We start from the raw sequence: 12,612 nt of genomic DNA on the forward strand, positions 1-12,612 counted from the left end.
AGACCAGATATCTAAGGAATGAGCACGAAATAACTTTTCCATTCTGATTTACATGAAGCGGGCGAGACGCCCGCGTTCCCAGAAATAAAATGGGCACGTTGTTTAAAGCCCATTCCTAAAAGTACTTAAGGAATTGGTACGAAATAATTTTCTGTTTTTACACCCCTCTCCAGCCATTGAGAGGGGCTTCGGGTGGTTAGGTAAATGGGCAAGTTATTAAAAAACAAGTCCTAAACTAATTCATGACAAGATACTACCGCCTATTCCAAAACGGAGACATATCCCTCAGCCGCTTTATAATAGGTGGCATCTTCTCAATTATATAGTCCATCTCTTCCTTTGTATTATATGTTGAAAGAGAGAACCTGATTGTTCCATGTGCTGACTCAAAAGGCACCTTCATGGCCATGAGTACATGGGAAGGATCAAGTGAGCCAGATGTACATGCAGAACCAGATGATGCGCAAATTCCTGCCTGATCCATCAGAAGTAGTATTGATTCCCCTTCAATTGCATTAAATCCAATACTTAGAGTGTTTGGAAGGCGGTTAGCCTGATCGCCATTCACAGAAGATGCAGGAATTGCTTCAAGAAGCGATTTTTGAAGGTGATCTCTCAATCCTCGAACTCTTTGATCCATATCCTCAAGGTGGGTTGAGGCAAGTTCACACGCTTTTCCAAGACCCACAATTGATGCTGTGTTTTCGGTGCCTCCACGTCGCCCCTTTTCCTGGTGCCCTCCCTTTAAAAATGGTGGAAATTTGATACTATTTTTTACATAAAGAGCGCCAATTCCCTTTGGGGCGTGGATTTTGTGGCCGGAAAGGGAGAGCATGTCAACGCCTGATGTTTTTTTAATATCAATTGGAATTTTACCTGCTGCCTGAACAGCGTCTGTATGAAAAAGTATGCCCATTTCAGCGCTTTTTTGTGCAACCTCTTCCACAGGAAATATTACCCCTGTTTCATTGTTTGCCCACATCAGGGATATAATGGCTGTATTGTTGGTCATGATGCTGTATAGCATATCAAGATCAAGTATGCCTTTTTCATCTACAGAAACAAAAGATACTTGATATCCTTTTTTTGTTTCCAGATATTTATACAGATTACGAATTGCAGGATGTTCAACTGCTGATGTAATCAGATGTTTTTTTTCAGGATTCATTTCAAGGGCTGCCATAATGGCTGCATTGTCACTTTCTGTTCCGCAACTTGTAAAAATTATTTCATTGGGTTCAGCATTTATCAATGCAGCAGTTTTTGCCCTGGCTTCCTGAATCTTTTTCCCCACACTGCCACCAAAAGTATGCATACTTGATGGATTGCCATAATTTTCAGAAAAATATGGCAGCATCTCTTCCAGCACTTCCGGTGCAACCTGGGTTGTGGCGTTGTTGTCAGTATATACAATTTTCATTATATTATCTCTCCCGGGATTTTTTTATTTACAGGTATTTTCCATCCATTTGTAGTTATGCTTGGGGGCATTGATAGACAGTCATGCCCTTTTATTGTGTTACAGGAGCTTCTGAAAGGAGAGATTCCACAATGCTTTCGATCTTTTCAACGCATTTGCCGCATCCTCCACCAGCCTTGATATAAAAGGTGACATCTTCGGCATTTTTCAGGTTGTTATCCTTGACAGTGTCAATGATTTCAAGATCTGTCACTCCAAAGCATTCACATACCACATTTCCGGGTTTTTCCTGAATTTCAATGCCCTTGTAGGATCTGATTGCCTTTCTTAAGGCATCCTGTCCCATGACGGAACAGTGCATTTTTTCCTTTGGAAGTCCATCAAGATAGTCTGCAATATCATCGTTGGTTAATTTTTCCGCCTCATCCAGTGTAAGACCCTTTACCATTTCTGTCAGGGCAGATGAAGAGGCTACTGCACTTGCACATCCAAATGTCATAAAGGTTGCATCAACAATACGTCCACTTTTATTGATTTTAAGAAAGAGTTTTAATGCATCACCGCATGAGAGAGAGCCAACTTCCCCCACTGCACTTGGTTCGGTCATTTCTCCAACGTTTCTCGGGTTCAGGAAATGATCCTTGACTTTATCATTGTATTCCCACATATAATTTACTCCTTAATAAAAAAGTTAATGAGTGTTATTTTTTTACCGTGAACATGATTATCATTTTTATACTTGGGGGTGATTGATACGCAATCGTGTCCGTTTATTGGTGTATCATGGTTTCAGCTTTAAGGGAGTCAGAGCTTCCTAATTTACCATTTTTTTATTTCACATGAATACAATAAAAGATTTTTTTAAAAGTTTGCCGAAAAATAAAATACTACATAGTGGCATTTTGTCAACTCTTCACCACTTATGTGTTTATCTTTAACAGGTAAAAGGGAGGGATAATGAACAAGGCATCTGATGGTATCATTATAGGATTTATTGGAACTGGAGTTATGGGTAACAGCATGGCCGGACACCTTCTAAAAGCCGGCTATCCACTTCATCTATATACACGGACCCGTTCAAGGGCAGAAACATTATGTGAAAAAGGTGCTATCTGGGAGGAGAGCATTGCAGATCTTGCAGGAAAAAGCAATGTTATCATTACAATGGTTGGATTTCCTGATGATGTTAATCAGGTATATCTTGAAAATGGAGGAATCCTTGAAAATGCTGCACCAGGAACCCTTGTAATAGACATGACAACATCAAGCCCTGCACTTGCACGCAAAATCCATCAAAAGGCTGTTGAGCTGGATATAAGAGCCCTTGATGCACCTGTCTCTGGCGGAGATATCGGTGCAAGGAACGCCACTCTTTCAATAATGGCAGGTGGAGACAGGGATGCATTTGACATGGCTATGCCCATTTTGGAGCTTATGGGCAGCAACATATTTCTTCAGGGAGAAGCAGGAAGCGGTCAACATACAAAAATGGTTAACCAGATTGTCATAGCATCCACAATGATGGGAGTATGCGAAGCCCTTGCCTATGCTGAAAAATCAGGGCTTGACCCTGATATGGTTCTTAAAAGTATTGGAGGGGGTGCTGCCGAAAGCTGGTCGCTCAAAAATCTTGCCCCCCGTATAATTAAAGGTGATTTTGAACCTGGATTTTATGTCAAACACTTTATAAAAGATATGAAAATTGCCATTGAGTCAGCAAATGAGATGGGGCTTGAGCTTCCAGGTCTTGGACTTGCCAGAAAACTTTACGAAAAACTCGCAGCTTCAGGATGTGAGAATGACGGCACCCAGGCACTTTATAAGCTTGTTGTAGGGCGATTATAAAATTGTGATAGGTTGATGTGTCTGATTTCTGTTTTTGAAATTTTTGTAAGACTATTGTTGCTTTTTCAACGAAAGGAAAGTAACTCCCCAGAAAAAAATCAGTCCAGCCCCCATAAGCAGGGTTCCGCATGGAAATACAACGTCGAGGCTGAAGTAGTCCATTGCAAACCCTGCACCCATTGAGCCTGCCATCATTCCCAGACTGTGAGCAACTGTAACAATTGACATTACAGAGCCCATAGCTCCCTTTTCATTTCCGTGAATTACTGTCAGAGCCATCAGTGAAGGCATTGATATCCCCCCGCCGATTCCAAAAACTGAAACAGCAAGCAGCAGGTTGAAATAAGATGTGGATGTATAGATCATTAGCATTGAAACAGCGCAGATTATTCCGCCTGTAACAACAAGAATGGTTTTGTTCATGCGATCTGCAAGATATCCCATTGGAAGCTGAAGGATGCCGCTTATAAAGACCCCTAACATCACCAGAATGCCTGTTGAAGAGCCTGAAAGTTCAGGTACGCGGCTTTGGGCGAAAATTGGAAGAAAGCACCATATTATCCCGATACATGCAGTGTAGGAAAATCTGTACGAAAAAAGGCCGAAAAGCTTCGGTTCCCTTGCTATTAAGTGCCATGGAATGGGTGGCCTGTCCCTGTGTTTTATAAATTCCTGGTCAGTTGGGGGAAGAAATAATATGCAAAGCCCCATGCCAATAAATGAAAGAATCCCCATACATGCAAAAGCTGCATCCAATGACCATATGTCATGTATTATACCTCCCATTATGGGGCCAAGACTTAAGCTGGAAAACATGGACATGTTAAACAGGCTCATGGAGTAACCTTCTCTTCCTTCCGGCGTAATTTCCCCCACATATGCCTGGACAACAGGCATAATCATGGATGATGCAATTCCCTGTACAAACCGAATAATTATAAGAGAAGATACGCTTGATGTTATGATAAAGGCAACTGATACAACTACATATCCTGCAAGACCGATAAATATAAATGGTCTTCGTCCTTTTTTGTCAGAGAGAGAGCCAAAGTATGGAAGCAAAATGGTTCGGGAAAATGAAAAAGAGCCGAAAATAAGACCCACATAAATTCCTGAAGCTCCAAGATCATTTGCATAGATTGGTAGAAGGGGCACCACAATTCCAACACCTGTAACTGTTGAAAAAATGATGAAAAAGAGGGTAAGAAAAATTTTTTTGTGGGAGGAGGGGATAGTCATGGACATAATGTCCCTGAGCCTCCCGATGTAATTCAGTTCAGGCTCCATGGGGCCTCTATATATCCACTTTACAGAGGATTTGCAATATTAAAAACCTCAATTTCTTTTTTCCGCATGACCCTTAAAAAAAATGGTAATTGCATTGATTTTTGATCTTCAGCTACATGATATATCTGGTGAAATAAATGTGACTCTTCTCTTGTTAACTTACCATTGACAAAAAAACAAAGCTCATATATTTACTGATACTTGTATCAATTAAAGATTGAATATAAGTGGTTGCTTGGCCACATAAAGTCACAAGTCAAGTGTATTTTTTGAAAGTAAGTGAGTTTTTGGAAATTTAATTAATCGATGTATCAAACCTGATGGTCTCGTAAACAGTTGGAAATGCCGGAATCGTTATTCATAATTTCAATGGTGTGCGGCGCAAAAAATCCTGAAGTCTGGCTTTTGCGGGAACCTCAAACTAACAAAGGGAGAATCCAATGTTAACTAAAATTTTTCCGTTTCTGCTCTGGTTCAAGGATTACAACGGGGAGAAAATGAGAGCAGATCTTGTTGCCGGTATTACAGTGGCAATGGTACTTATTCCTCAATCAATGGCCTATGCTCAGCTTGCAGGTCTTCCGGCATATTATGGTCTTTATGCAGCTTTTCTGCCACCCATGGTTGCTTCTTTGTTCGGCTCCAGCCGTCAGCTTGCAACAGGTCCTGTTGCGGTTGTATCGCTTATGTCGGCAGCCTCCCTTGAACCCCTTGCAACAGCGGGAAGTCCCCAGTTTATTGCATATGCGATAATTTTGGCATTTACCGTGGGAACATTTCAGCTTTTTCTTGGTGTGTTCAGACTGGGTCTTGTTGTAAATCTTCTGTCCCATCCGGTTGTAAACGGTTTTACAAATGCTGCTGCCATTGTTATCGCCTCATCTCAGTTTTCAAAGCTGTTTGGCGTATATGTTGACAAAGCCCCCCACCACTACCAGACCATTATAAATGTCTGCAAATCAGCTTTCCATTATACCCATTTTCCAACTCTTGGCATGGGAGTGCTTGCCATTGCCATAATGGTGGGTCTGAAAAGGTATAATCCCAGGATACCAAATGTCCTTGTTGCAGTTGCTGTAACCACAACACTTTCTCTGTTTATGGGTTTCAACAATGATCGGACAGTACCCATTGAAAATATAAAGAATCCGGAAGTTGTTAAAACAATTGAAGAGTTCAACAGTGACATTATGCTCATAGAAGAGCTGGGTGCAAAAAGGGCAGGGCTTAACAACGAGCTGAAGGCCGCCCTTGAGGAGTCAAAGGCAAATGGCCATCACTTCCCGTCTGACAGGCAGATAGAAATTGAACACAGTCTTGTGGTGATAAATTCCCAGATTGATCGTGCCAAGGCATCTGCCCATGAAAAAAGAGAACTTCTCAGGCTTATCCATTTTGCCACAGCCGACAATCCAGGTGAAACCCCCGAATTTTACGTAGGGCCTTCGCTTCCGGATGGTGCTGAAACAGACGGAAATAAATGGAGAGTCAAGGTTGGCAACAAGGTTATTGACGTTAAAAAAATCAATATGATCGGTGGTGGAGCAATCGTGGGAGAGATTCCAAAGGGACTTAAAGTAGGTATCCCCAAAGCTCCGGAAAATACATCCTATTTTGCAGCCTTTATCCAGCTTCTGCCGTTTGCAGTAATCATCTCCCTGCTCGGTTTCATGGAGGCAATTGCAATTGCAAAGTCAATGGCAGCAAAAACAGGCCAGAAGCTTGATCCAAACCAGGAGCTTATAGGACAGGGGCTTGCAAATATTATCGGTTCCTTTGGGCAGAGTTATGCTGTTTCCGGATCATTTTCACGTTCTGCTGTAAACCTCCAGGCCAATGCTGTAAGCGGTATGTCTTCGGTTGTGACAAGCATTATGGTTGCTTTGACACTGCTCTTCTTTACTCCGCTTTTATATCATCTTCCCCAGGCTGTTCTTGCCTCTGTTATCATGATGGCAGTTATAGGGCTTGTTAATACCAACGGATTTGTCCATGCCTGGAAAGCCAAACGTTCCGATGGTATCATCTCTGTTATTTCATTTGTATGCACCCTCTACTTTGCCCCTCACCTTGAGGAGGGCATTATGGTAGGTGTTGCTCTTACATTTGGACTTTTTATCTACAAAAACCTCAGACCAAGGGTTGCACTTCTTTCCAGAAGCGAAGACAAAACCTTGAAAAGCGCTGTAAAATGCGGCCTTCAGGAGTGTGACCATATTGCTGTTGTAAGATTTGATGGCTCTCTTATATTCACAAATGCCACATATCTTGAGGATAAGGTGCTGGAGTATATAACTGAAAAGCCGGCACTGCTTCATATTCTCATTGAGTCAAGTGGTATTAATGACATTGATGCATCAGGTGAAGATGCATTGTCTATACTTATTGATACAGTGCGGGGCAGTGGCAGGGAGATTTCGTTCTGTGGTGTCAAGGAGCGTGTAATTGATGTACTCACCAGGACACATCTGATTGAAAAAATTGGTGAGGACAATATCTATCCTGATGCAGGAACAGCGCTTCAGGTTATTCATCGCAGGATTCATGATCAGGGTGACTGCACCACCTGTCCTCTTAAAGAGTGTATCTATCTTCCCTGATTGATTTTGTACTATTTTTATTAGAAAGTCTCCATAACATGCTGATATACAACGACTTTCATGTTTCGTTGTGATGCGTCATAAAACATGGAGGTTTATAAGAAAACTACTGTATTTTAAGGCGCTTAAGGACTTTCACTTTTCGTTGTGGCAGATGGGAGCTGCCATGGTCGTTATTCATACTCAAAATCGACACCTTATTGCTTTTTGAGCAGTTATTGAATTTGTCTGAATCAGGATAACCAGGATGAAAAGGATGCTCAGGATAAATAAATAATCCTGCCTTATCTTGTTAATCTTGGACATCCTGATTCAGACAATGTTGACAAGGCTCAAAAGATCATAGGTGTCGGCTTTGAGTTCATAAATGGGCATGAAATAACTTTTCTTTTTCAAGGCCCTTGACAGATTTGAAAAACGCTGATTCTAATTTATTTTGTGGTTTAGGTAAAAAAGAGGCATAATCGATTAAAACTCTACCACTCAGGATAATCGCCAACAATGCCGAAACGACAATGTAGTAAAATAAAGGGTACTGTGACAATCCCTATCAATATGCAATAAAACAGAACTTTTTGTTTTGGCTTACGAGCATCCATTGCAAATGTAAATGTTCAATCATTTGCCCTGGGTCAGTTCGTTTCCTTTTCCAATATCTCCAATGCTTCTTTAAATTTGTACCGTTTGACCAGCGCTTTTAACTCCTTGTGTCCGGCCAGTTCTTCAAGCAAGGGCGCATAGGTTTTTTTCCGCCTGGATTGCAGTGCAGTTTTGAGTTCCTGCAGCAATTCCACCTCACGTTCTGTGGAAAGAGGTTCTTGAATCCTTACATCTTCTTTGAACTTAACTGTCCCTACGATCTCATCACATACCAGCCTCAATTGTTCCTGAAAGGCGTTGAGATTTTCAACATTGGGATCATCTTCTAAGGTTTTAGATATCTCACTGAGCTTTTCTGCACCGATGGCGGCACTGAGTCCCTTGATTGTGTGGATGAGTCTCTTAAAATCCTCCTTTTGTGGAGATGTTTTCAATGTGCTATAATTATTAGCAAAATCACTTAGCAGTTTTTTATAAAGAGTTGCATCACCCATGATCCTTGAGAGACCGGCCCGGGTATCGACATGAATCATATCAGGAAGCATATCAGGCACTGCACCGTCTGAATTCTCTTTAAGTTCACCGTCTGGATTCTCTTTCATTTCACCGTCTGGATTCTCTTTCATTTCACCGTCTGGATTCTCTTTCATTTCACTGTCTGAATCCTCTTCCAGTTCCACTTCACCGGGCACTGCTTTTGCCTCGCATTTTTTACTGATGTATTTCAGTAGTGTGGCAAATAGTTTTTCGACATCAATGGGCTTATTGAGATGCTCCTGCATCCCGGCCTCTTTGGTTTTAGCAATGTCGCTGAGCAGAGCGTTGGCGGTTAGTGCAATGATGGGTAGCGTGCTGTTTTTCTTCCGAATCAGACCTGTGGCCTCATATCCGTCCATCTCCGGCATCTGTATATCCATCAGGATCAGCTCATATCTATCTGGTTCTGCATCCACCATTTCAACCACTTCCTTGCCGTTGAAGGCATCGACAATCAGTATCCCGCTGTGGGAAAGCATGCCATGAATGATTTCCCGATTCATGCTGTTGTCTTCGGCCAATAGAATCGTGCTTCCACTCAGGGTTGTTAGCTCATTTTTAAGGGAGGCGTACTGAACCGTTTTATCATATTCGTGCTTGATTTTCTCACCAAAGGCTTCCATGATAACGGTGTAAAGCAGGGATGGATTGACGGGTTTTTGCAAAAAGATCTCTATGCCCTGTTCTTTGGCGGCATTGAGCAGGCTCTCCTGGCGATAGGCCGATACCATGATGATGGTTGGTGGGAGGCTTTGGCATTGTTCCTTGATCTTTTTTGTGGTCTCTATCCCGTCAAGGTCTGGCATTTTCCAGTCCATCAACACCAGGTCAAAATATTGTTTCTGCTGGCAGATCATTGCAATGGCTTCTTCTCCGCTGTCGGCTGTTGTGACATTGATATTGAATCCTTTAAGCAGGCTGGTCAGTATATTTTGCCAGCTTGGAGTATCGTCCACAATCAGCACCTTTTTGTCCGGGAATTGCCGAAGTCGTTTGGGCTTGCTCTTCTGTTCCCCCAGGGGCACCTCAAATGTAAAGGTGCTTCCCTGGTTAGCCACACTTTCAACCCAGATACTGCCCCCCATCAGTTCCACAAGTTGCCTGGAAATTGCAAGGCCCAGACCAGTCCCGCCATATTTTCGGGTGGTGCCGGCATCAGCCTGGGAAAAAGACTGAAAAAGGCGGGACTGCTGTTCGGGTGTCATCCCGATACCTGTATCCTGAACCTTGAACTGGTAACGCTCCTGTTCCAAACGGGTGATATATATTCCCACCTCTCCTGTTTTGGTGAATTTTACAGCGTTGTTGGCAAGGTTTGTGAGAACCTGTCCCAGCCGCAGGGGATCACCGTGAAGTTTCATATTCATCCCTTGATCATAACTGACAACAAACTCCAAACCCTTTTCGTTGGCTTTGAGTTCCACCAGGGTAGTGACGTTGTCTATGACGGTGTGCAGGTCAAAATCAATTTCTTCAATGGCAAGCTTTCCAGCCTCGATTTTGGAAAAATCAAGGATGTCGTTGATAATTCCCAACAGAGAGTTTGCCGAGTTCTCAATCTTATGAACATAACTGCTTTGCGTTGGGTCGAGGCGGGTTTGTTTTATCAGATAGATCATGCCGGTAATTGCGTTCATGGGTGTGCGAATCTCATGACTCATGTTGGCCAGAAAAGTTGACTTTGTCATGGTCGCCTCTTCTGCCTTTTTTTTGGCTGCCGTAAGCTGCATGTTGACATGGCTGAGTTTGCGATTCCAGTAAAGCCCACCCATCAGGATCAGTGCAACGCCCACCAGAATTTTCCAGATAAGACTGTAGTCAGTTCCTTTTTCCATGCGAACCGAGAGCCACTTATTACTGATCTCTTCAATATCATTGTCTGACAGGGAGTCCACAGCTTTTTCCATAATTCCCTGTAGTATAGCATCATTTTTGTTTACCCCAATGGAATAGCGTTTTTTAAGGCCTGTCTCACCAATGATCTTAATATCAAACAATCGCTCCTTGGCAATAAGGTATGCCGCTCCGACCAGGGGATTTATCGCAGCATCCAGCTCTCCGCCGGAAACCATTCGCATGGCTTTGATATGGTTTTTCACATCAACCACCCGGATTGCCGGATACTCACTGCGAATGATTCCAGCCGTCCGGGAACCTTTGACGACTCCCACTGTTTGTCCTTTTAATGCATTGAGGCCGCCGATATAGGACACATCATTTTTAACGATGATCACTTCGGGCTCCTCATAGATGGAGCTGGTGAAATTTAAAAAGGATCTGTGATCAGGGGTTGGTTCCATGAATGAAACAATATCGCACTTTCCGGATTTGGCCTTTTCCAATGTCTCCTGCCAGGTTTTGGTGTGCAACAGGGTAAATGGTTTTCCGATTTTCCGGGCAATGAGCTGCAGATAATCCGCTGCCAGCCCTTCATATTTTTTCTGTTCGTTAATTTTTCCATAGGGCTCCCAGTCGGGATTGACGCACATGGTGATGGTTTTTTTTTCGATCAGATAGGCATCCTCTTTTGGGGTGAAGTTTATAAGGCCGGCTCTGCTGTCCTTTGTCACACCAATCCATAGGTTGGCCAATGCCTCTTTTTCTTCCTCGGAAATAGAATCCAGCCCCTTTTGTATTATCGAACGTAGAATGGGTTTCTCCGGGCGTATGCCAAACCGCAGGTCCTCCTTATCAATATTCGGCAGTTGTAGTTCACCAGCCAGTTTCAGATTTGTATAGACATGCTTTTTGATCAGGTAGTTGATATTCGTCAGATTCTGAATCAGGGCATCGATTTTTCCAAAGACCAAGGCCTTGGTTATCTCATCATATGTCTCATATGAGACAAGTTCCATGGTTCCTATCTCTTCCAGATCTTTTCTGTAAAAAATATCCTTGAGTACCCCCACTCTCTTACCTGCCAGGCTTTCTAATCCCTGATACTCTCCAAAATCATCCCGTACAAAGATCATGATGGGAATTTCGTAGTAGGGTTTAGTGAAAAGGGTAAACTCCTCCCGCTCTTTTTTGTACGAGATGCTGGTGATCATATCCGCTTTTTTGGTTTTGAAAGCCGTCAAAATGGAATTCCAGTTGCCCAGCTGTTTGGTGAACTTCAACCCCGTTCTCTGGGAAATTAATGCAAGCAGATCATGTTCGAATCCGCCCGCTGCATCCTGGATTATGTATGAAAATGGGGAGAAGTCCGGCATCATGGCAACCCTGACTTCAGGATTTGAGTTTATGAATGCATTCTCCTCGGGGGTAAATTCCAGAGCACAGGATGCCACGGGAAACAGAAGTACCGGGTAAATAATTACCAGGTAAATGATTATTCGGATCAGAATTGATTTCAAAATGATTCCTTAAATTATACATCCCTGAAAATACTTCGGTTCCGACCACCTTCCTTGGCTTTGTACAAGGCACTATCAGCCTGCCTTAACAAACTGTCCAACGAAGTGCTATCTCCTTTTTTACAGGCCATACCGCTGCTGATGGTACAGTATATGGTCGAACCACCGTCTGTATTGATGGGTATTTCACATACTTTCTGTTGAAGTAGGGATGCTATTTCCATTGCCCGGGTTTCGTCCCCTGCTTTTAGAAGAACAGCAAATTCTTCTCCTCCCATACGGCCAAAAATCGATGACTCCGGAAGCGTTTGGGAAATGGCAGTGGTTATCGTTTTCAATGCGATATCTCCAGTATGGTGACCATATTTGTCATTGAGCCGTTTGAAGTGATCAATGTCGATCATCAGGGCGTAAAGGTCATCTGATGCTTCAGCATACATTTGTTCAGCCAGTTGGAAGAATTTTCTACGATTATAAATTCCGGTGAGGCTGTCACGGGTGGCGAGGAAATTCAGCTCCCTGAGCACATCCTGAAGTTTGAGCTGAACCTTCACCCGTGCCAGAAGCTCTTTAGGCTTGAACGGTTTGGTCACATAGTCCGCACCACCCAGGTCATAGGCCTTTTCAATACTCTCTTCGTCACTTTTAGCCGTAATAAATATGACCGGGATATTCTGTGTCTCTGGCTGATTCTTCAGTCTTTGGCACACAGTATATCCGTCCATTCCAGGCATAAGTATGTCCAGCAACACAAGGTCGATGGATTCTTCTTTGATCAGTGCAAGGGCATCCTCACCGGAAGTTGATGGAATTACGTCATACTCCTTTAAAATAGCAAGTAGCATATCAATATTGCTTTCGTTATCATCCACCACCAGAATCGTTTTTGCTATATCTTCATTCATTTTTTTTCCCATACCCCAGGAATCTTCTTGAAGTGATTTTTTTGTCATCAAAGGTTTAAAAT

General features: G+C 42.8%; 7 protein-coding genes. 2 read left to right on the forward strand and 5 right to left on the reverse strand.

The features are described 5' to 3' along the window. Positions 1 to 253: 253 nt before the first annotated feature. Both nifS and nifU read right to left on the reverse strand, forming a co-directional pair. On the reverse strand, positions 254 to 1,420 hold the full coding sequence (gene nifS / locus MTBBW1_RS16185; protein ID WP_186441385.1) for a cysteine desulfurase NifS: 1,167 nt from the start codon (positions 1,418 to 1,420) through the stop codon (positions 254 to 256). 91 nt (positions 1,421 to 1,511) lie between these two features. Then, the gene (gene nifU, locus MTBBW1_RS16190; RefSeq protein ID WP_080804867.1) at positions 1,512 to 2,087 is read right to left on the reverse strand and encodes a Fe-S cluster assembly protein NifU; all 576 of its coding nucleotides are present in this window, start codon (positions 2,085 to 2,087) and stop codon (positions 1,512 to 1,514) included. A gap of 290 nt (positions 2,088 to 2,377) precedes the next feature. Between nifU and MTBBW1_RS16195 the strand changes: the two genes are divergently transcribed. After that, positions 2,378 to 3,265: an NAD(P)-dependent oxidoreductase gene (locus MTBBW1_RS16195; protein WP_080804869.1), complete on the forward strand. Its 888-nt coding sequence runs from the start codon at positions 2,378 to 2,380 to the stop codon at positions 3,263 to 3,265. A gap of 51 nt (positions 3,266 to 3,316) precedes the next feature. On the opposite strand, the gene MTBBW1_RS16200 is transcribed toward MTBBW1_RS16195, so the two are convergent. Further along, positions 3,317 to 4,552 carry an MFS transporter gene (locus MTBBW1_RS16200; RefSeq protein ID WP_245809431.1) on the reverse strand — a complete coding sequence of 412 codons (1,236 nt, stop codon included), beginning with the start codon at positions 4,550 to 4,552 and terminating at the stop codon, positions 3,317 to 3,319. 440 nt (positions 4,553 to 4,992) lie between these two features. Here MTBBW1_RS16200 and MTBBW1_RS16205 point away from each other — a divergent pair, with 440 nt between their 5' ends. Continuing rightward, positions 4,993 to 7,152 carry a SulP family inorganic anion transporter gene (locus MTBBW1_RS16205; RefSeq protein WP_080804871.1) on the forward strand — a complete coding sequence of 720 codons (2,160 nt, stop codon included), beginning with the start codon at positions 4,993 to 4,995 and terminating at the stop codon, positions 7,150 to 7,152. Between the two features lie 632 nt (positions 7,153 to 7,784). Here MTBBW1_RS16205 and MTBBW1_RS16210 read toward each other — a convergent pair. Further along, positions 7,785 to 11,645 (reverse strand): response regulator, encoded by a 3,861-nt coding sequence (locus tag MTBBW1_RS16210; protein ID WP_080804873.1) that lies wholly within the window; start codon positions 11,643 to 11,645, stop codon positions 7,785 to 7,787. 14 nt (positions 11,646 to 11,659) lie between these two features. Then, positions 11,660 to 12,550, reverse strand: coding sequence for a diguanylate cyclase (locus MTBBW1_RS16215; protein WP_080805160.1), 891 nt, complete (start codon positions 12,548 to 12,550; stop codon positions 11,660 to 11,662). Between the last annotated feature and the right edge of the window lie 62 nt (positions 12,551 to 12,612).

This window comes from Desulfamplus magnetovallimortis (genome assembly GCF_900170035.1).
Lineage (GTDB): Bacteria > Desulfobacterota > Desulfobacteria > Desulfobacterales > Desulfobacteraceae > Desulfamplus > Desulfamplus magnetovallimortis.